This is a genomic window from Euhalothece natronophila Z-M001 (assembly GCF_007904085.1).
Lineage (GTDB): Bacteria > Cyanobacteriota > Cyanobacteriia > Cyanobacteriales > Rubidibacteraceae > Halothece > Halothece natronophila.
The window spans coordinates 1,668,056-1,690,038 of sequence record NZ_CP042326.1; the positions used below are offsets into that span (position 1 = coordinate 1,668,056).

Consider the following 21,983-nt stretch of genomic DNA (forward strand, 5'->3'; position numbering starts at 1 on the left):
AGATGACGGTTGGGGATTTTTAGACAGAGATGCTCTCTCGCCTATTACTTAACTGAGATTGTTGCTACCTAGTGAAACCAGTACCAGATCAGGCTAAACTAAGGGGTATTATTCTCTTAGCCTTTTCTTTTAATGGCATCTCCTTTTAGATAAAGGGGGAAAAGCAAATTAAAATTAGGTTGTTGGTTCAGGATTAAGGAGAAATGTAAAAATGTCACAACGAATATTAGTCATTGATGACAGTAAAATCATCAGAATGCGGGTCAAAGATATGCTACCATCGGATAACGTGCAAATTCTCGAAGCTAGAGATGGACAAGAGGGGCTTGATCTAATCCATTCTAAGCTCCCCCAACTAATCATTTTAGATTTTCTACTTCCGAAAAAAAATGGTTGGGAAGTTTATCAAGAGCTTCAAAAAAATCCGAAACTGAAAAATATTCCTCTTGTCTTAATGTCAGGACGCAAGGAGGAAGTAACGGAAAAAATTTCGGAACCTTTTGAGCACTTTGCCTTTGTTGAAAAGCCTTTTGAACGAGAACAACTGGTCAAAGCAATTAAGGAAGCAAGAACAAAAGTTGCTCGCCAACAACCAGCTGCTACTTCTGAACCACAGGCGACTCCCACAACAGAGGATGGAGAGGAAGTTGAGGCACTAAAAGCGCAAGTGGCAAAATTAACCCAAAAGGTGGAAACCCAGCAAGGTCAAATTGAAAAAATGCAAAAGCAAATGAATCAGCTAGTGAGCTTCATTAAGAATAAAATGCGTTAGTAAAGTTTCTGTTAGAAGCAATATTATTAACTTGTTGACTATCTTGAAGCTAAGCTCGTTATCCTAGATTCTATGGAAGTTTTTTTTATTTTCAAAGTTGTTCTATTATCGGCAATTATTTCTACAGCAATCAAGTTACTAGCCCCCTATGTAAATTTACATCCTTCTGCAAGTCTAGCCATTGCTATCGTGTTGAGTCCTGCTGTTATTCTAGGAATAGTATTGTGGCAAAGGTTTGTAAAGGCTAATTCATAATGAGGGTGATCAAAAGTGACTTTAGGAAAGTGGATGGGAGTAGTTGCTCTAACTTTGTCATTATATATTTTATGGCAAATTAGACAATTAATTCTATTGATTTTTACAGCAGTTGTTATTGCCAATGCCCTAAATATTTTAGTCAGAAAGTTACAAAGATTTAACTTTCAACGTTGGTTAGCTGTTGTTATTTCTGTACTAATTCTGTTAATTTCAAGTATTACATTTGTTTTAGTAATTGTTCCCCCCGTTATTGGACAGTTAGAAGAACTATTTCAATTAGTACCAGAGGGAATTGGACAACTTGATGAATGGCTGATTTTTTTAGAAGAACAAATTTCTCCAGAAATATCAGAGTTTTTACCAACTATTGAGCAAATTATACAACAAATTCAGCCGATATTTAATCGCTTATTAGGGGAAGGATTAACCTTTTTCTATACTACGGTTGGGATTATTCTGAATATTTTACTAGTTTTAGTGTTGAGTATTATGTTACTAGCTGATCCCACTCCTTATCGAAAAGGGTTTATTCGTCTTTTTCCTTCTTTTTACCGACGGCGTGTTGATGAAATTTTATTATTATGTGAAAAATCTTTACAGGGATGGCTTGTAGGGACTTTGTTTAGTATAACCTTTTTATTAATTTTAAGTTTTATTGGTTTATCCATACTAGGGATAGATTTAGCATTAGCCCAAGCAATGCTGACGGGACTTTTAACCTTTATTCCTAATTTCGGTCCCGTTTTAAGTGTCATCCCTCCTACAGCGATCGCGCTTTTAGATGCCCCGTGGAAAAGTTTAGCCGTTTTAATTTTTTATATTATTTTGCAACAAGTGGAAGGGAGTCTCCTCACCCCCTTAGTGATGGCGCAACAAGTTTCTTTATTTCCAGCTTTTACCTTATTAGCACAAGTGTTTTTTGCCACTTTCTTTGGATTTTTAGGGTTATTTCTTGCCCTTCCCTTAACCGTTGTTTGCCAAATTTGGATTCAAGAGGTGTTAATTAAAGATGTTCTTGATAACTGGACAGGGAATAATTAAATTTCATTAATTTTGATGCCAATATTTTGGAAGGATTGCTCTATTTTGTGTGCTAAGTCAAGGCGAGATTGTTTTTTGTAGAGCGCGATCGATTGTGGTATTTCTATCAACAGTGTTTGGCTTTCTAGAGTAGTGGGTGCTTGTAGCATTTTCACCTCCTAGGTAGGTTTCTCTGTATCTATGCACCAAAAACATGACGAATGACTTTAGTTAAGATCGCCAACTCATTTTAATTAGGGGGAAAATAATCTCGGGATTCTTTGGGCTGACTATTAGTGTAATCCATAGCTTTACCTCGTTTGTTTATTCTTCTGTTCCTCTCTTCTTCCCATAATAAATAGCCTTCTTTCAAAGCATCATCATCATCTAAACCCACTAAAATTGGTGACCAGTAATCATCTTCGCAACAAATAACAACTTCATGTTGATTAGAAAATTCGCAAGGTAAAACGACTTGGGTAGGCAAAAGTAAAGTACCTACTCCTAAAACAGCCTTAAAGTGGTCGAGCTGTTGTTTGACCTTTTTTCGGTTAATTTTTTTATTATTTTGGCTATCCTCCTGATAAGTTTGTTGAGATTTTGCAGAAGACTCTAAGAAGTTGGACTGAAGTGGAGAAGGTGAGAAACCATCAAGATATAGTGCTAAGTATGCTAGCTTATTACTAGACTCAATTTGCCTTTGTAAAAAGTCTTGATGATTAATTAAATCATGACTAGCCTCCTCATATAGGTAAGCAATTTTTTCGTATAAAGGGGCAAATTTATCATACTCTTGGTCATACCAAGTAGCTTCTAAGTTACTCCACTGATTTGACACATCATCCCATCTGCTAGTTAGCTCTTGCTTAAATTTCTCAAGAGTTCTCTTAAAAATTTCAGTATCTTGTAAGCTAAAGGAAAAGTGTTGTGACATAGTAATTATGATTTGACGTATTTATTTAGTCATTGCATTAAATACTAACTCAGAAAATTTAGGAAAAATTTCCCAATTCTGTGCATATGCTTCATTTTCTGTAAAAATTGCTAGAATGTATTTTACTTCTTGATCGGGAGTTTCAATATAAGCAACTTCTTGGCGAGTATTGGGTGTCCAACCTGCTTTTGATAAAAGCCTAACATCAGGAGATAAACTCTCTCCAAAAAAAGCGAGTACTGGATTAAACTCAAAATTAGGATCAATATCTCTCCAATACTCTGGATTTAAATTTCTTTCTAAGTTATTTTTAATTTTTTGGCTATATTGAGAAGAAATTGCTTTCTTATTAACAATTTCATACATTAATCTGGCAGAGTTATTAGTAGTCAGTTTATTCCTAATAGGGTTGTTTTCATCTCGCTCTCCTAAGTATCTCATTTTTAGCTCTCGTCCTTTTGGTGAGTCACCATATTCTTCTAAATAAGGAATTGGATATGTCTTTTGGCTAATATTAATATTGGAATAATTCGCTCTTTTAAAGAAAGAATTAAGTTGTGATCGTTTTTTAAGCCATTCCTTAAATTTTTCTTCTGGTAACATTCTCCCAGACTCAGTACCAGTAATTTTATCAATAACTTTACTAGCGTCCTCATTGTCGGATTTCGTAATCATTTTGCTCATTGAACTAGACAAATCTGGCTCTAAATTAATCAGAGTATTATCTACATATGAATAGGCTATTACTAACCAAAAAAGTTTAGGTATGCTGGCTGGATATCTAGAAACATCCCCTTGATAATAAGCAAAAGAATTTTGATTCATATCAATAATAGTAATTGAAATGTCTTCTTTTGGTAGATTATTTTGGGTACTTAGCAGTAATAAACTATCTATTATTTGTTCTAGTTTTGGGCTTGATTTCAAGTTGGGTGGAGTTTTAACATTATAGGCTTCATTTTTTTTATCATTTGATAACTTGGTTGAATTCTGTGAATTTGAATCTGAACGATTTTCGTTGGCTTCTTGAGCAATTTCTCGTAAGCAACTAGAGAGCAAAATATTGATAATTAAAAAAGTGAAAACAATAAAAGCACCTTTTGCTTTTGGTATTTGCTGTAGCATTTAGCTTATTCCTTAAGGTTACAGTCGGCAAGATTTATTAGGATTACCACGTTGGTTGATTACATTTTGCGTCTCGTAATTTGATATTTTCCATTTCCCTTGTTCATTACGCAAGTTATAACGTACTAATCTTTTATCATCTATAGTATTGTCATCTTGACTAGGTCTTCCATTCATACAGAAAGTTCGTTGTTCTCTCACAATAACTTCGATATGACCAGAATTTCCATTTTGGTAAAAATTACCAGCATTTTCTATTCTTTGTAGGTTATAGGTATAGTAACCTCCATTATTTTTTAGCCAATCAATAGAACCTTTATTATTTGTTAAGGCTTCTCCTGTTAAGAGTTGTTTTGATAGTCTTTTGTTATAGGGAGGGGCAAACATTTGCTGCTTAGAGCTTTGCCAACGTTGAATGAGAGCTACTGCTTCTTGATCACTCAGTGATGGATTCTCTTCTTCTGAGTATTCGAGTTCAGAAATATTGTTTCCTAGTAAAAAACTGATAATCATCAAAGAGCTCACTCCAGCTAAACTTGCTAGTTTACCTACTGGTGAAACAGTTTTTTCTTGATTAGTGTTATAATTATGAGGCAGGGCTTGCCAAGCTACTTGTGCTGAAGGAAATCGTCTCTCTTGAGTGGGTTCTAAATTTTTATCGAGCCAATTAGCAAATGGTTTAGAAATTTGAACTTTCTGACTAAACTGAATCTTAAAATCTTTTTGAGGGAATTCTGACGGGGACTTTTCTGTTAGCAGAAATAAAATTGTAGCAGCTAAACCGTATAAATCAGTTGAGCAATTAGCTTCCCCTCGTAATTGTTCAGGGGCAATATAACCATATGTTCCCACAATTGTTCTTGCTACCGTTGAAGAATGACGATGAGCTTGTACAGCACCAAAATCAACTAAGAATAAGGTATTTTCTTGGTCTTGAGATGGAGTTTCATAAATTAGATTTTCAGGTTTAATATCTCGATGAATAATTGGAGGATTAAAGGTTTGTAAATAAACCAAGATGTCTAGCACAGAATGGGCAATTTGCTTGACTTCTTCCTCTTGAGGGTTCCAACCTTTTTTTATGAGACTTGCAAGAGATTTTCCTGGGGCTAACTGTTGAACCAAATAGTAGAGACGATCATCGGCAGTTTCGATTTCAAAATCATCAAAGTATTTGGGAATACAAGGATGACTAAGTTCTCTTAAAATGCTAGCTTCTCGTTTAAATAGCTCTTCTTGTTTCCAATCATTAAGCTGACTTAGTGATAATACTTTTAGTGCAACCTGTTGCTGGTTAGTTTGATCTTGAGCTTTATATGTAAATCCGCTTCCACCTTGACCTAAGATATCTAAAATTTGGTAACGATTAGCAATTATCTGCCCTGGCTGATATTTAGTAATCATTGCTATATAACATCTAATATTCTAATTTTGATTAAAAGTTGATTAGCGAATCTTAACCACTTAAGAGGGTATTTCAAAGTTAATTCTAGTGAAAAAACGGTTACAGTTCGCAAGATTTATTAGGATTGCTACGTTGGTTGATTACATTTTGCGTATCATAGCTTGATATTCTCCATTCTCCTCGTTCATTACGCAAGTTATAACGTACTAATCTTTTATCATCTATAGTATTATCATCTTGACTAGGTCTTCCATTCATACAAAGAGTTCGCTGTTCTCTCACAACAACTTCGATATGACCAGAATTTCCATTTTGGTAAAAATTACTAGTATCTTCTATACTAGTTAGGTTATAGGTATAATAACCTCCATTATCTTCTAGCCAATCAATAGCACCGCTATTATCTGTATAGGCTTCCCCTGTTAAAATGCGGGATGCTAGTCTTCTGTTATAGGGAGGTGCAAAAATTTGCTGTTTAGAGTTTTGCCAACGTTCAATGAGAGCTACCGCTTCTTGATCACTAAGCGATGATTTCTCTTGCTGCGAAATTTGTCCATTCTGGGGACGGCTGTCTTCTTCACTACTTGATGAGGAATCACTAGATCTATTTTGTGTTGATGATCCTCCTGAATCTGAACCAAAATTGGAAAAAATTGATGAAAACTGACCTCTAAGATTAGGATTGTTAAAGTTTAATATAAAAATTATCATGATGATACCAGTAATAATGCTACCAATACTAATCAAGTTTTGCCTTTTTATTTTGTCCTGATCCATTGCGTTTTCCTCCTTTTTAATATCAACAAATAAAAATCAACCTTTTTATAGACTTGGCAAATTACCTACTTGACTACTTATTTTTTCTTGCTTCTCGATCATTTCTTCCACAAACTTAATATGCTTCTCGTTTGCTTGTTCTGCATCATTATAGGTGCTTAATATTTTTTCAAATATATCTTCAAAGTCATTTCGCTGTTTATCTTCCCAAGATGATTTTAAATTACTCCATTGGTTTTGAAGCTGTGATTTTTCTTGACGTAAGTTTTCTTGGCATTTTCTTAATTCTTGCAAAAAAGATTGTGCATCTTTAATGCTAAAAGAAAAATTATTAGAAGCCATTTTTCCTCCTACTTAATTAACTAGGTTTGCTCATTCATCTCTTTCACTACTTGATAAAACTTTTCGATATATTCTAGAGCATCATCTCCATTTTTAGCAGCAGTTTTTAAGTCGTCTAAAGTTTGTGTAAATTCTTTGCTAAATCGCTCTTTACTTTCTCCTTGCCAAGAGTCATCACATTTTTCCCATTTTCGCTCTAATGATTTCATTTGCTCTTGAATAAAATCTTGAAAATCTTCCAAGATTCTTAAAAATTTTTCTAACTCTTGTTCATCAACGTCAATATCTCTAGACATAATTTTACCTCCTAATAACGTTTTTGAAATTGTTCACTATAACTAGATAGTTCTTCTTTAGTGGGAACTGCGTAAGGTTTGAATTTTTCTAAATAATTAGATGCGTCATCATAAAAATAGGCTCTCATCCTTGGTAATTTTTGAGCATAAGTTTCTCCAAACATTAAGCGAGAGTCAGATTCAGACATTGTTAAACCTACACGCAAGTCAAAATGAGTCAACCAAGAGCGATCATCAGCAGTCATTTTGAGAAAAGTTTTAAGGTCTTCTACCCATAGTATGGTATGAATACCTAGTTCAGAGCCTTGGGAAATAAGCTGACTAACTTTTTCTGCATCTTCTGATAACTCCTCACGATTGCGACGACCCATTGTTGGGCGTAAGTTTTGAGCTTGATTCAAACTTCCGATAGCATAGATAAAAAATATCGTTTCTCCAAAATCTTCTTCGTCTGGATTTTCGTTGCGCTTGTTAAGACGGCTGTCAAATTCTTCATAAACTTCTCTTAAAAGCATTGTTGACTTTAAAATTTGCTGTTCTTTATCAGAGAAACGCTTGGCGATTTGAATAGAGAAGTAAGGGCTAAAACAATCTCGAAAGTGAGTTGTCATCTCAGTCCAATAATTATCCTCATCAGGAATAGATAAATCAATAATTTTGAATTGAGCTGTCTCTGGCTTACGGGAATGAACTAAACTAACTAGGATACCACTAAGAATGCCAAAAATAATTTCTTCAGATGAACCCACTAAAAGCATATTACTACGAGGACGAGAGCGGAAAATTGCTTTAGTATGATTCCCAATTCGCATTGCTTCTCCGAGCCAAGCAACACTAGGAGCTTCTTGAACAATCCAATCTTTTTCTTTTAAAACCTGTTTATTTAACTCTTTCAATGAGAGCCATTGAGGGATTTCTGATAATTGCTTTAATTGACGATTCTGATTGAGATTAGTGGGTTGCGAACCATTAAATACCACCAGAGGTTCTGAGCGTTGATAGTTATTTTCCTCTGCAATAGATTTGATGTAACTTAGAGCCTTATATCGTTCTTGGGCAGAAATATTAGCTACTTGACCAATTTCGTTATGATTCTTTTTGCCAAACTCCTTATTGTAGATAACTTTCCCAGGTTTGTCTAATAAATCTACAGCGCTAGTATTCCCATCTCCCAAAATAGCACTGGCCGTACTTTCGTCCATTTGTTGAACCATCCTTAAATCTACCTGAGAATAGATTTCTCTAGACATATTCTGAACGTTGGGAGATTGAGAAGCAATGACTAAATGAATTCCAAAAGCACGTCCTTGTCGAGTTATATTATCCATAACTGTATTCAAGCGACGGGTAATTTGGTCGTTTTCTTGGAACATATACTGAAATTCATCAATCACGACCAAAATACGAGGCATTTTTTCTCCAGTCTGATCTCGATACTCCTGTAATTTATTCAGATTTCCTGCTGCCTTAAACTGATTACTACGTTCTTCTATTTGTTGATTAATATACTCTAGGACACTTAAACCAAATTCACGGTCACTTTCGATAGAGACTACTTTTGCATGAGGTAAAGCATTATCTTCTTCATCGTCCTTCAATTCTGTAGAATTGAAATTATTATTCCCCTTTTCCGAGTTGACATACATTTGAAACTCTACTCCCTCTTTAAAGTCAAGTAAATATAACTCTAATTCTTCAGGAGAGTATTTCATAGCAAGACTGGTAATAATAGCGTGCAGAGTAAAACTTTTACCTGAACCAGTTTTACCTGCTAATAAGCCATGACTAGTCAATTCTCCTTCTTCATTTTCTCCTAACCAGAATTCTAATTTATCTTTTGCTCCCTTTAAACCAATGGATGTATTAATACCTCGACGAGTATCATATTTACTAGACCAAGGTTGTTCAGGATAGAAGTTAGAGAAAGGTATCGTATCAACTTGCGTACTTGTCGTTGCTTCTGTTACCGCTTTTATAATTTGGTTGAATTGTTCTGCAGGAGGAGGCTCATCTAAAGTTATAGGATATGGGCTTAAAGCCGCGGATATTTGGTGGTGATTTCCGAAATTTCCTCCTCTCAATACGGCAGTTCCGAATTTACCAATACCAAAGATTGAGCTAAATCTTTTATTTTCCGAATTTTCTAAAGAATTACCAACATGTAAAACAACATTTACCCCAGCCTTATGCCCTTTGACAAGAATACTGTTTAAGTCATCTAGAGACCTTTGGGTAAATCCTGCAGGGTAATCGGCAATAAACAAATAACGATAAGGTTCAGCAATTGCTTGTGCTGCTTCATTGTATTCCGCAAGGTTTTGATAATCATTTCCTAAATAAGTTTGAATAACTTGTTCAATATGATCTGTTAATTGTCTTAATTGATCCTCAATATCATCGCTACGAGTATAAGTTTTTTGACCCGCTATAAATCGATGTAAATCTTTAAATGGAAAAGTATCCCCCATATTTACTGGATCAATAAAAATACATTGCAATTTTCGAGCTGGAAAAGTGCTAATTATTCGTAAAGCTGTTGATTGCAATCCTAAAATTACTTTCTCTCGATTTTCTGGGTCAAATTCGAATAATATATGAGGGTTGGTTTCGGAGATCCCAAAGGTTGGAGCAAGAGCAGGAACTTGTACTAATTGTGATTCCTTATTTTCTACCCTTAGCTCTCCTAGTCGTATAACTCCCGGTGCTAGACCGCTAGTTTGAGGCTGATAAGCATTAGGAGAATCATCAGGAAACCAACGTGGATCATCCCAAGGTAACGATAATAAACGGGGAGGAGACTCTGAATTAGATGGCGAATTATCAAGTAGTTCTCTTAATTCTCTAATTTTATTTTCTACTTCAGAAACTTCAGAGTTTAAAGATTTTGTAAACTCTTTTTTTTCATCTTGCAATGAAGCAAATTTATCCTGCAATGAAGCAAGCTCATCGTCACAGCCTTTAATCTTATTACGAATATCTTCCTTTTGTTCTATTAGTTTATACCGTTGTTTTTTTAGGTTTTCTAATTTATCTTCTAAATTTGCTATTTGGTTAAAGATTTGTCCTAATCCAGGCATTATTTTTCCTCCTTTTTGGTTTAGTTATGCCAAACAATCACAATAAAAAACCCTGTTAAAATTATGGTAGCCCAAAGGCTTTGAAACAAACCCGTTACTAAAACTGCCACTGCCACTATACCTATAATACGGAAAGTTTTTCCTACATTAAGGTTTTCAATTTTAGATTCAGTCTCCCTTATCTGAACATCAACCTCGTCTATTTGACTACTAATACTATTTTTTTCATCGGAAAGTGACGGCTTAGTTTGGTTTAAAAGTTCAGTCTTTTCATGGTTTAAAAGTTCAGTCTTTTCACGTTCAAACTCAAAAAACTCGAAACTTTTATCAATAATAGAATTAATTAAGCGATAATACTCGCTGAAAATTTCTTGATCATTTTTTGAATTATTTGAATTATTGGTCATCATTTTTAATTTGTTCTTTTTATACAGTCCTCTTTTAAAAATTAAAGCGTAAGGGATCAATGTATATCATTTTTCCAAAATAATTTTGTATCGCTATATGAGATAAAGTTAAGTTGCTTTATGCAAATCTTCGTTGCATCAAATGAAAGCCTTGATATAAAACCAATTTAAAGTAATTGATTAAGTTTTAAAGTAGGATCACTTCTTATTTAAGTTTTCCTCATACGTTGATTGTATATCAGCGTAACCTGCCACTCATCTTAAAATCTCCATTTTTGAGTAAAGAGTTTTCTTAATATTGTTTTTATAATTTAGACAGATTAATACATGAAGCGACATGATTTAACGTGAACTTAGGTGATTCTTAGTTACAAATCCTCACTAGCTTTTAAGGGAGAAATTTACTTAGTAGTGAGTAAGTAACAACAGTTACTAAATTGCTTTAACCAAAATCATCTAAAATTTTAGATTTTCGCAGTAATACTCTAGAATTCTCATCTTTAGCAGTAGTAATAAACCATGGAGAATGAAAGGAATACACCTCAACCCACTGCCTTCAATCTCCCTGCTTAAAAGTAGCTTAAGGTTACCTAGCCTTGAAGCAGAGTCAAAGAGCCTCACCTGCCTTAGTTTAAGATCAGGGCTGTTCATTCTTGGGAGAAAAATTGGCAGTCCCTATGGCAAAATTGCAAGTTATTGAGGTTTACATAAACAACGATGGTAGATTTTCCGTTAAGCAATATCCGCATTGTCTTAGTTGAACCTGCTGGGGCTTTAAATGTAGGCGCGATCGCGCTCATCCATTAGTTCTAGAAATCTCCCTACTTAAGCCCTTTTTTCTATCAGTATCACTATTAAACAGCGATTCAATAATAAAACCACTTTTGAGTTTTTAGAAACTTATTTAAGGTATTAATCATGTGTTTGCTGTGCATTTTAACACGAAACAATGCACAAAGTGGGATTTATACTTAGGAAAATGTTATTTCCAATAACATAATGATGCAGAAAAGCTGATATATGATTTTGGGTGAATTTAGTCCTTTATTACTATATTGAAAGGTGATAGTGTAAATACCTCATACCATTTCTAAGAAGTTAGGTTAAAGTGACTTCTCAGCCTTCACCCCCTCAGTGTTGTGAATAATTATTATGAAAAAGCTTCATTTTTCTCTCAAATACCGAGTTTGTAAAACCCTAGACCTAGCAGAAACGAATGATCCACTCAGTAAAGCCTTTGATATCTTCCTGCTAGGACTAATTTTCCTCAACATAGTTGCTGTCGCTTTAGAAACTGTTGATTCATTATACGAAAATTACCGATATTTTTTTGAAGCCTTTGAGGGATTTTCAGTCTTATTCTTTACAGTGGAATATATTTTAAGAATTTGGAGTTGTACCGTTAAATTACACTATCGGCATCCGATTTGGGGTAGAGTCAGATATATAATTACGCCTCTTGCTTTAATTGACTTACTAGCAATTTTACCTTTTTTTCTTCCCTTACTCTCTCCTCAATTACGCATTGGTCGAAGCTTACGTTTACTCAGACTATTTCGCGTTCTAAAACTCAATCGCTATACCGATTCTCTGAGAATTTTAGGTCGTGTATTACGGTTAAAACAAGAAGAATTGCTCCTCTCATTATTTGTTCTTGCTGTGTTATTAGCCGTTGCTTCTACAATGATTTATTTTGCAGAACATGACGCTCAACCAGAAGCCTTCTCTAGTATTCCTGAAGCAATGTGGTGGGGAACAATTACTCTTACTACTGTTGGTTATGGAGATGTTTACCCCGTTACCTTACTAGGTCGGATTTTAGGAGCAATTTTAGCAATTTTAGGCATTGGCTTATTTGCCCTTCCTGCTGGGATTTTAGCCTCAGGATTTTCTGAGGAATTACAAGCTAGAAAAGCCAAAAAAAAGACTCAACCCCAAATTTGTCCACATTGTGGCGAAATTATTAATCCCAAAGAATAGGCTGGGCTGTTTCATTCTCGGGGTGAAAATTGAAAGTAATACCCTGAAATCCTTACATGGTGGGGCGGTCGCGATTATTTCTTCTGATTTAAAATCTTCTTAACGTTCTATCTCCCTATCTCCCTATCTCCCCATCCATCTCCCCACCTGAGGAGATTTTCAGGAGAATGAAACCACCCTGCAAAGAAGAGGGGGGATAGATTTCCACCCCTAACCGCTAAGTTTTAAGCGTTAACTGCCTCCACTCCTTGTTCTTTATCAATAAAGTCTTGGACTCGTTGCCGATATTCTCGCAGAGCATTATCAACCCATTCGCGATCTTCACCATTAGCAAAAATATGAACTAAAGGTTCACCAGCATCCGGTAAAACAAGTACCCAATTATCTGTGTCAGGCTCTACAACTTTTACCCCATCAATTAACTCCAATTCATCGGACGAATGAGTTTCCACCAAATAACGCATTAAAGCCCCTTTCACTGTCCAAGGGCAGCGCATAGTATAAGATTTATGACAAACTCGTGGTAACTCCGTCCGAATTTGCTCTAAAGAGCGTTCTTGCACCGTTAACATTTCAATCAGCTTGGCAATGGAGAACATGGCATCAAACCCAGGATGTAAATCTGGGAAAATAAAGCCAGTGTCTCCACTTCCCCCTAAAACCACATTCGGATTTTCTTGGGAGGCTTCCATCAAAGCAGTGGGACTGGCTTTAGTGCGAATGACTTTCCCATCATGACGACGGACAATTTTCTCTACCGCGCTAGAAGCATGAACAGGCACAACCACAGAGCTACGAGGATTTGCTGTCATCATCATATTGACCATCAGAGCCGTTAAAATCTCACCGCGAATAGGTAAACCAGCTTCATCCACTAAAATTAGCTGTTCCCCATTAGCAGCTACTTGTACGCCCATATTTGCTTTTAGGGCTTCCACAACTTGACCTAATTCACCGAGTAAAGTCTCCCGTTCCTCGGCAGAAAGAGCCGACTGACTAAGACTGGCATTTAATACCACTGCATCACAGCCAAATTTGCCTAATAATAACGGCAATACTGCCCCAGAAACGGCATAGGCATAGTCAATGACCACTTTGGCGCGACTATTATTAACTGCCTCCACATTGAGATGAGTTTCAAAACTACGGCTATAGACATCTAAGACTTGCGCTGGATAGAACACCTGTCCAATATCTGGAATTTGTGCTCGCCGTAAGTCTTCTTTGAAGTAAGCCCCTTCAATTTTTTTCTCTTTCGCTTTGGAAATATTAATCCCTTGTTCATCTACAAATTCAATCAGGAGGTAATCGTGGCGACTAGGATGTAAGCGAACATGAATTCCCCCTTCTACCCCCATGGTTGGAATTAGAGTTCTGGTAATGGGTAATGCAGTTGCTTCTAGGTTTTGAACATTGATTCCGGCTGACATTAACCCTGCGACTAGGGAGCGAGTGACCATTCGAGAAACACTACGCTGATCCCGAGAAACACTGACGGTTGAACCAAGTTTAAGGGTAGAACCATAGGCAGCTCCAAGCTTAACAGCAAATTCAGGGGTAAGGTCAATGTTGGCAATGCCAGTTACTCCTTGCTGACCAAATAAATTACGCTGAGCCATGTTCCCCCAGATTAAATTAATATTTAGGGTGGCTCCAGATTCAATTTGTTTCCCGGGCCAGACTCTCACCCCTTGACTAATTTGAGCTTCTTCCCCAACGGTGCATAATGCTCCAAGAGTAACACCTTCATGAATATGCGCTCGTCGATCTATTCTTGCTCCTCTAGAAATAGAACAAGCCCAAAGATGCGCTTGCTCACCAATAACCACACCATTCCAAATAATAGGAGATTTGAGATCCGCTTCTGCCCCAACAATGACATTATCACCAATAACAGTCCCCGCTTCAATATTGACTCTGGGGCCAATGCGACAATTATTACCAATCAGAACGGGTGGCTGGATATGAGCACTGGGATCAATGGTTGTATTTTCTCCCACACGAATGCCGGAAGATTGTTGAGGATAAGCAAAATCAATTTTGACATCTCCCTGTAGGGCTTCATATTGAGATTCTCGATAAGCTTCTAAATGACCTACATCGCACCAATAATTATCAGCAATGTAGCCATACATGGGGTCACCCCGTTCTAAAAGTAGGGGGAATAAATCTTTAGAAAAATCACATTCTTCATTATCAGGGAGATGTTGTAAAACTTCCGGTTCAAGAATGTAAGTCCCTGTATTAACCGTATCTGAAAAGATTTCACTACTAGAAGGTTTTTCTAAAAAGCGTTTAATGCGATTATCTTCATCTGTAATAACTACTCCAAATTCTACCGGATTAGGAACTCTAGCCAAAATTAGGGTTGCTTTTGATTGCTTTCGCTTGTGAAACTCAATGGCGGCACTAAGATCAAAGTCAGTCATGCTGTCACCACTGATGACAAGAAAGGTATCATCGAGTAATTCTTCCACATTTTTAACACAACCCGCAGTTCCGAGAGGCTGCTCTTCTTCTACTGCATAAGTCATTTGCACATCAAATTCACTGCCATCCCCGAAATAGTCTCGCATTACGTCAGGAAGGTAGTGTAAGGTAGCAATAATTTCTCGAATGTTGTGGCGCTTGAGTAGGTTAATGATATGTTCTGCCATTGGCCGATTAAGAACGGGTACCATCGGTTTAGGCATATCGCAGGTTAGAGGGCGTAGCCTTGTTCCCGAGCCTCCAGCCATTAATACTGCACGCATGAAACCTCCTTGGCAATTTTTGTAAGTAACGTTTTCGAGAGGTAGATAGAGATATACTAACTGTTGTCTCTCTTTAGTTTTATTATCAACCTACCGATGGTATCTTGCTAGAAGACTTTTCTCATCTTCCTTGTGCAAGATTTTCTCTATTTGCGACATTTTCGAGTATTTATTCCTAGAATTTTTAGCCGGGCTGACTGCACAAAGATTTTATAGTCGTTCCAATTCAGTTCCGTAGTGCAGCCATCTTGGCTGCTACTAGGGAGCAAGATGCTCCCACTACTTTTAGGTTGCTGTTTTTTATTTGGAATCACTATAATTATTTTTGTTTTTCCTTATCTTCCTAATTTAAGCGAACGCTGAGTTGTTACACTCTCAACAGCTTTTAAAACATCTCAGAGACGATATCTTGAGTTATGGCTTTTTGAACAGTATATAGCTCACAGAGGCAGCATTATAGTCTTGCCATGCTTGTATAAAAATATAAACTGAGAGTATCAATAGCATGGATCGAAATAAAATGCTAACAGCGCGATCTGGTAACTTGGGTAGAAAACGGGTACTAAATTGAACGCCAACTAAGCCACCACCCCCAAGAATTAAACCCTGAATCGGTAAAATATTCCCAGCAGCAGCGTGACCGGCAGAAGAAGAAATTGCAGTAAGAACAATCACGCCTAAACTTGTTTGAATAGCAGTTTTAATCGCATTTCCCAATAGTAAAATTTGTAAGGGAACCATAATCACTCCGCCTCCAACACCAAATAAGCCAGCCAAAAATCCTGCTAACCCACCAGTCACTAAACGGGCAGCTAATGGTGTCATGATCTGAACAGGATCTGCTCCTTTATTTACCAGTTGCTTACGTAGTTGTACCAAATAAATATTGCTCAACAGGAGGATACCAAACCCTGTCAGTAACATATAAGACAGGAAGCGACTGGCTAAAAACGCCCCTGCTTGAGCCATGATCACTGCTGGAATCCCTAATAAGATAACTTGACGCCAGCTTAAAAAGCCCATTCGCCAATTTTGAATACTGCCAGCAGTTGAGGTGACGAGAATGGCAAGGCTGCTAGTGGCTACTGACTGAACAGGGGTATAGCCAAATGCTACCATCATTGGGACGAGGACAACTCCACCACCAATCCCTAAAAATCCTGCAAGAGTTCCAGAAAATAGCCCTCCTAGAATGAGTAAAATAATATCCTGCGTTTCCATTATGATCAATTACTTAACTATTGGTGTTGGCACTGTTCCCCCTTATGTAAATAGCAGGGTCGTTTCATTCTCATGAAATTCCCCTCAGGTGGGGAGATGGGGAAATAGGGAGATGGGGAGATAGGGAGACAAAACGTTAAGAAGAAGTTAAATCAGAAGAAATAATCGCGATTGCCTTTGGCAAATGGCGGAGCCATATCGCGCCACCCTGTAAAGGTTTCAAAAATAACGATGAATACTTGCTAGTCAACAAACAAAAGCCTAGTCTAGCATGAAAATGCTACTGTGATTTTTTCATTAAAAGCTTCATAGTTGGTGTGGTCAACATGGCAAATGCTAGCATTAAAAAACCAAGCACTTCTAAGATTACGCTCTCAGAAATTCCGCCAATATAAAGTACTGGCATTGATAAAAGAGCAACGACTCCTGCTAGGGTTTGTACTTTCATTTTTGAACTCATTTTTATGATAAAATTTTCCATAATTTGACAATAGATATGGATATTAATTATTAGAAAACGTGGTCTCTAATTTATGACTTAAAGCTTATTGTAAAGACCATTCAAGTTGTTATTACTAAATAGGGATATTGCTAGCTACGTAATGGAAATTCAATGAAATAAGTCTAAGCGAAAATATACCTAAATTCTCTTTATAGATTACCAATACATTCTAAGTATCCTAACCCCTCAGTGTATCAGCTCTATGAGTTAAAATATAAAATGCACAGTAGCTTACATAACTCTTCCTTTAAGCCTGCTTTGACAAATTAGATGTTTTCCAGCTTATCATCATTCTTCCTTAATGTTTAAATTGCCATTTCATTTAAAATATAAAGGAAGGTGATATAGCAAGATAATCTCATTTGTAAAAAGTAGCTTAATTTGCGTAGGGTGAAAGCTGAGACGTAGGCACCCCCCTAACTCCCTTATTTATTCAAGGAGCGAACTAGGGTGAAAGTTTACAAATGATTTAGGATTGCTATCTATTTAGCTATGGGATGAGAAAAGAGTTAATGTTTAAAAGAGAACCTAAATGGTGGGAAACTAGTGTAATTTATCAAATCTATCCCCTAACATTTGCCGATGCTAATGGGGATGGCATAGGAGATTTACAAGGAATCATTCAACGATTAGATTATCTCAATGATGGCAAAGATAATCGAAATTCTCTTGGAGTTGATGCGATTTGGTTATCTCCTATTAATACTTCTCCCATGTTTGACAATGGGTATGATGTCAGTGATTATTATGATATTTGTAAAACGTTTGGCACGTTAGATGATTTTAAGTTACTACTCAGTGAAGCGCATCATCGCAATATTAAAGTCATTCTTGATTTAGTGATTAATCATACCTCTAATGAGCATCCGTGGTTTTTAGAATCGCGATCGAGCCGTTATAATCCTAAAAGTGATTGGTATTTATGGCATGATCCAGCCCCAGATGGCGGTGTTCCTAATAATTGGTTATCTTATTTTGGTGGCACGGGTTGGACGTATGATGAACGAAGACAGCAATATTATTATCATGCTTTTAATACTAATCAACCTGATCTCAATTGGCATAACCCTGAAGTTCGCTCTGCGATTTATAATGTGATTCGTTATTGGTTAGATTTAGGAGTAGATGGCTTTCGTCTGGATGCGTCTAGTGTTTATAGTCAAGATAAATATTTTCGCAATAATCCCCTAAAATTTGAAGCTACTGGCAATAAATATAATGATCAGTTTCATATCCATGATAAAAACTTACCTGAGAATCATGAAATTATTCGCGAAATTAGACGAGTAATAGAAGAATATGATAATCGTCTTTTAATTGGGGAAACTTTTATTGATAATCGTCTTTATGATTCTTTAGTTTTTTATGGTGTTAATAATGATGAGTTACATCTTCCCTTTACATTTGAGTTTCCGTTAAGCCCTTGGTATCCGGGGTATTTGCAAAGAGAAATTGAGAAAAAAGAATTACTCACGCCGAAAGATTGTTGGCAAGTTTATTTCCTCAATAACCATGATCTCCCCAGACATCTTTCTCGATGGTCAGAGTGTAGTTTATGTTTTGATACGATCGCGATCGCTCAAGCCGCTGCTACCATTTTATTAACTGTGCGTGGCACTCCCATTTTATATTATGGGGAAGAATTGGGAATGATGAATCATGAAAATATCCCGATTGAACAAGTGCGGGATAAAGCAGCAATTAGTTGTCTCGATGAGGAATGTTTACCGTCCCGAGATGGAACTCGCACCCCTATGCAATGGGATGATTCTTCACAGGCTGGGTTTAGTTTTGGGAAAGATGTTACTCCTTGGTTACCTGTCCATGAAAATTATGAGTATGTGAATGTCAAAACCGAATTAGCAGAAGAAACTTCAATTCTTAACTTTTATCGGGCTTTAATTCAACTTCGCAAAGACAGTGAAGCCCTTAAAAAAGGGAGTTGGAAATCACTAATTTATTATCCCTATGAGCATTTGGCTTATTTGCGAGAAACCGAAGAAGAAACTATTTTAGTGGTGATTAATTTTTCTTATGAAAAGAATTTTGAGCGCGATCGCGCCATCCCTGAACACAACTGGGAAGTCTTGCTTTCAACTTGGTTAACAGTTGGAGAAGTAATCTCTTTACCGAAAATCTTACAACCGTTTGAAGTGTCAATTTATCGCTTCCGTGGGGAAAGCTAACGTTATCCTAGAAGCAGTAGCAGTAGTGGAATAGAGATGCAACGTCCAATTTATTTAGACTGTAACGCCACCACCCCAGTTGATTCTCGGGTTTTAGAGACGATGCTTCCCTATTTTACCGAGCATTTTGGTAATCCTTCTAGTGTCTCTCATGCTTATGGGTGGGAAGCAGAAGCAGGGGTAAAACAAGCCCGAGAAATGATTGCAAAAGCAATTAACGCTTCTCCTGAGGAAATTATCTTTACCAGTGGCGCAACCGAAGCCAATAATTTAGCCATTAAAGGGGTAGCTGAGGCCTATTTTAGCCAAGGACAACATATTATTACAGTCGCAACGGAACATCGAGCGGTTTTAGATCCCTGTTTATATTTGGAAAGTTTAGGCTTTGAGGTGACGTTTCTCGCAGTCGATGAAGATGGGCTAATTGATTTAGACGTTCTCGCTGATAGTATTCGTTCTGACACCATTTTAGTTTCTGTGATGGCTGCCAATAATGAAATTGGGGTGTTACAGCCGATTCAAGAAATTGGGCGTATTTGTCGCGAAAAAGAGGTTTTTTTCCATACGGATGCAGCACAAGCCCTTGCCAAAATGCCCCTTGATGTGGAAGCGATGAACATTGATTTAATGTCTTTAACCGCTCACAAAATTTATGGGCCAAAAGGGATTGGGGCGTTATATGTGCGTCGTCGTCACCCTAGGGTTCGCATTGCTTCACAAATCCAAGGCGGTGGACAAGAACGGGATTTGCGCTCAGGAACACTATACCCTCCCCAAATTGTTGGTTTTGGGAAAGCCGTGGAATTAGGGTTAGCAGAAATGGACACAGAAGGGGAAAGATTACAAAAACTGCGCGATCGCGCTTGGGAAGAATTATCGCAATTAGAAGGGGTTTATCTCAATGGTCATCCCAACCAACGGCTTTCGGGAAACTTAAATGTCAGTGTGGCGGGAGTCGATGGAACTGCTTTAATTTTAGGCTTACAACCTGTCATGGCAGTATCTTCAGGATCAGCCTGTGCGTCTCAATCTACCCAACCGTCTCATGTGATTAAAGCACTGGGAAGAAGTGACAAATTAGCTCATGCTTCAATTCGGATGGGAATGGGGCGATTTACCACTGCTGAGGAAGTAGATCAAGCAATTTCTCATGTTATAACCACGATTGAATCTTTACGGAAGTCGCAATAATGTCTTTAGATGTAATCATTGTTGGCAGTGGCATTGGTGGCTTAACTGCAGGAAGTTTATTAGCTCGATATGGCTATAAGGTTTTAATTTGTGAAAGTCATAGTATCCCAGGGGGGGCGGCTCACAGTTTTACCCGTAAGGGGTTTACCTTTGATTCTGGCCCCTCATTTTATGCAGGAATCGGCTCTCAACAAGAAAGCTTAAATCCCCTACAGCAAGTTTTAAGAGTATTGGGAGAAACTTTAGAAACGGTGCCCTATGATCCCCTCGGTGAGTTTCATTTTCCGGAAGGAACGTTTGCCGCCTACCAAAACAATGAGCAATATTGTCAGGAAATTAGCAAAATTACTCCTGAGGGCGGAAAAGAATATCAAAAATTTCTCCGAGAAATGTTGGGCCTATATGACACCCTTAAAGAAATTCCTACTATCGAGTTACGGGGGGATAGAAAAGTTGTACAAACTTTAATTCCAAAATACTTGCCAGCATTATTAAAATCCTTACCCAAACTGCCTTTAATGGGATCATCGGTGGGAAAAATTCGAGACAAAACGGTAAGTGATCCTTGGGTGAAACGGTTAATTGATTTAGAGTGTTTCTTGCTTTCTGGATTAAAGGCTGAGGGCACGATCGCGCCAGAAATTGCTTTTATGCTAGGAGAACGATCCTGTGTGGGAGTAGAATACCCAATTGGTGGCAGTGGGGCAATTGTGGAGGCTCTGATTCGGGGATTAAAACGCTGGGGAGGAGAGATTAAACTTAATGCCCATGTGGAAAACATTTTAGTGACTTCTGGAAAAGTAGAAGGAGTTAAATTGCAGAATGGAGAAACAATTAAAGCCCCCATTGTTATTTCCAATGCCACCATCTGGGATACTTATAATTCTCTCTTGAACCCCCAAGACTTACCAACTTCTTATCGCCAAAGCAGTCTAGAAACTCCTGCCTTAAATAGTTTTATGCACCTTCACCTTGGCATTCGTGCTGAGGGCTTAGAAACAATCAACGGTCATCATGTAGTTGTGCATGATTCTAACCAAGATATTGCCACTCCCGGCAATACCTGTATGATTTCTATTCCCACCGTTTGGGATTCTAGTTTAGCGCCACCGCAACATCATCTGATCCATGCTTATACCCTAGAACCTTATCAGGGATGGCAACGAGATCATAATTATCAACACAACAAACGAACTCAAGCAGAAACCCTGTATCAAGCCATAGAGAAAATTATTCCTGATCTGCGATCGCGCATTACTCTGGAATTAATTGGTTCGCCCTTGACTCATGCCCATTATTTACGGCGTTATCAGGGCACTTATGGTCCGGCAATTCCCGCCGAAGAAGGTCTCTTTCCTCGCCATAAAACTCCGATTTCTGGACTCTATCGGGTAGGAGACAGTACCCTTCCTGGGATTGGTGTTCCTGCAGTGGCAGCGTCAGGCATACTATGCGCTAATAGTCTCGTTTCCCCTCAACAGCAGCAGTGGGGGATTACGCGCTTGTAAATAGAAGGTGCTTGCTTTAAAATCTCCACAGCTTTAAAAACTTCGGACTCCAATGGTTGTTACGAAACCCATTTTAAATATGTTTCTCCATTAAAGTTAGACTCATTAGATCAACAATCTTGAGCAGAAAGGCGCGATCGCGCTACTGAATCCTCTTTATTTATGAATTTTACTTATATAGTAGGAAAAAGAGAATAATTATTTTTAAATATTTAGCATTTCCTACTAT

At 37.4% G+C, this 21,983-nt stretch carries 18 protein-coding genes; 6 read left to right on the forward strand and 12 right to left on the reverse strand.

Going from position 1 to position 21,983, the window contains the following annotated elements; translation table 11 throughout:
* Positions 1–211: 211 nt before the first annotated feature.
* Positions 212–772 (forward strand): response regulator, encoded by a 561-nt coding sequence (locus FRE64_RS07960; RefSeq protein ID WP_146295477.1) that lies wholly within the window; start codon positions 212–214, stop codon positions 770–772.
* A gap of 270 nt (positions 773–1,042) precedes the next feature.
* Positions 1,043–2,071: an AI-2E family transporter gene (locus FRE64_RS07965; protein WP_146295478.1), complete on the forward strand. Its 1,029-nt coding sequence runs from the start codon at positions 1,043–1,045 to the stop codon at positions 2,069–2,071.
* On the opposite strand, the gene FRE64_RS17460 is transcribed toward FRE64_RS07965, so the two are convergent.
* The 9 genes from FRE64_RS17460 to FRE64_RS08005 all read right to left on the reverse strand — a co-directional run bounded on the left by FRE64_RS17460 (position 2,068) and on the right by FRE64_RS08005 (position 10,416).
* Complete coding sequence (locus FRE64_RS17460) at positions 2,068–2,220, reverse strand: hypothetical protein (protein WP_186708728.1); 153 nt, start codon at positions 2,218–2,220, stop codon at positions 2,068–2,070. The genes FRE64_RS07965 and FRE64_RS17460 overlap by 4 nt on opposite strands.
* Before the next feature lie 80 nt (positions 2,221–2,300).
* Positions 2,301–2,984 carry a hypothetical protein gene (locus tag FRE64_RS07970; RefSeq protein ID WP_146295479.1) on the reverse strand — a complete coding sequence of 228 codons (684 nt, stop codon included), beginning with the start codon at positions 2,982–2,984 and terminating at the stop codon, positions 2,301–2,303.
* Positions 2,985–3,005: 21 nt separating this feature from the next.
* Entirely contained in the window at positions 3,006–4,109 is a 1,104-nt protein-coding gene (locus tag FRE64_RS07975; RefSeq protein WP_146295480.1) for a serine hydrolase, read from the reverse strand.
* A gap of 18 nt (positions 4,110–4,127) precedes the next feature.
* A complete protein-coding gene (locus tag FRE64_RS07980; protein WP_146295481.1) occupies positions 4,128–5,513 on the reverse strand; it encodes a protein kinase domain-containing protein in 1,386 nt (461 codons plus the stop codon).
* 100 nt (positions 5,514–5,613) lie between these two features.
* The gene (locus tag FRE64_RS07985) at positions 5,614–6,291 is read right to left on the reverse strand and encodes an ARC6/PARC6 family protein (RefSeq protein WP_146295482.1); all 678 of its coding nucleotides are present in this window, start codon (positions 6,289–6,291) and stop codon (positions 5,614–5,616) included.
* A gap of 45 nt (positions 6,292–6,336) precedes the next feature.
* A complete protein-coding gene (locus FRE64_RS07990; RefSeq protein WP_146295483.1) occupies positions 6,337–6,633 on the reverse strand; it encodes a hypothetical protein in 297 nt (98 codons plus the stop codon).
* Positions 6,634–6,653: 20 nt separating this feature from the next.
* The gene (locus tag FRE64_RS07995; RefSeq protein WP_146295484.1) at positions 6,654–6,929 is read right to left on the reverse strand and encodes a WXG100 family type VII secretion target; all 276 of its coding nucleotides are present in this window, start codon (positions 6,927–6,929) and stop codon (positions 6,654–6,656) included.
* A gap of 11 nt (positions 6,930–6,940) precedes the next feature.
* On the reverse strand, positions 6,941–10,006 hold the full coding sequence (locus FRE64_RS08000) for an FtsK/SpoIIIE domain-containing protein (RefSeq protein WP_146295485.1): 3,066 nt from the start codon (positions 10,004–10,006) through the stop codon (positions 6,941–6,943).
* 20 nt (positions 10,007–10,026) lie between these two features.
* A complete protein-coding gene (locus FRE64_RS08005) occupies positions 10,027–10,416 on the reverse strand; it encodes a hypothetical protein (protein WP_146295486.1) in 390 nt (129 codons plus the stop codon).
* Between the two features lie 1,149 nt (positions 10,417–11,565).
* On the opposite strand from FRE64_RS08005, the gene FRE64_RS08015 reads away from it, so the two are divergent.
* Positions 11,566–12,393 (forward strand): ion transporter, encoded by an 828-nt coding sequence (locus FRE64_RS08015; RefSeq protein WP_146295487.1) that lies wholly within the window; start codon positions 11,566–11,568, stop codon positions 12,391–12,393.
* 224 nt (positions 12,394–12,617) lie between these two features.
* Here the strand turns inward: FRE64_RS08015 and FRE64_RS08020 are convergent, their stop codons facing one another.
* From FRE64_RS08020 to FRE64_RS08030, 3 genes are all read right to left on the reverse strand, one after another.
* Positions 12,618–15,146, reverse strand: a complete 2,529-nt coding sequence (locus FRE64_RS08020) for a mannose-1-phosphate guanyltransferase (RefSeq protein WP_146295488.1) — start codon at positions 15,144–15,146, stop codon at positions 12,618–12,620.
* Positions 15,147–15,560: 414 nt separating this feature from the next.
* Positions 15,561–16,367, reverse strand: a complete 807-nt coding sequence (locus FRE64_RS08025; RefSeq protein WP_146295489.1) for a sulfite exporter TauE/SafE family protein — start codon at positions 16,365–16,367, stop codon at positions 15,561–15,563.
* Positions 16,368–16,647: 280 nt separating this feature from the next.
* Positions 16,648–16,848 (reverse strand): hypothetical protein, encoded by a 201-nt coding sequence (locus tag FRE64_RS08030; protein ID WP_146295490.1) that lies wholly within the window; start codon positions 16,846–16,848, stop codon positions 16,648–16,650.
* Positions 16,849–17,381: 533 nt separating this feature from the next.
* Between FRE64_RS08030 and FRE64_RS08035 the strand changes: the two genes are divergently transcribed.
* The 3 genes from FRE64_RS08035 to FRE64_RS08045 are packed head-to-tail and all read left to right on the forward strand — an operon-like array spanning position 17,382 to position 21,754.
* Positions 17,382–19,055: an alpha-amylase family glycosyl hydrolase gene (locus FRE64_RS08035; protein ID WP_146295491.1), complete on the forward strand. Its 1,674-nt coding sequence runs from the start codon at positions 17,382–17,384 to the stop codon at positions 19,053–19,055.
* Between the two features lie 36 nt (positions 19,056–19,091).
* Entirely contained in the window at positions 19,092–20,246 is a 1,155-nt protein-coding gene (locus FRE64_RS08040; protein WP_146295492.1) for an IscS subfamily cysteine desulfurase, read from the forward strand.
* Entirely contained in the window at positions 20,246–21,754 is a 1,509-nt protein-coding gene (locus FRE64_RS08045; RefSeq protein WP_146295493.1) for a phytoene desaturase family protein, read from the forward strand. The genes FRE64_RS08040 and FRE64_RS08045 overlap by 1 nt, the downstream gene beginning before the upstream one ends.
* The last annotated feature ends 229 nt before the right edge of the window (positions 21,755–21,983 follow it).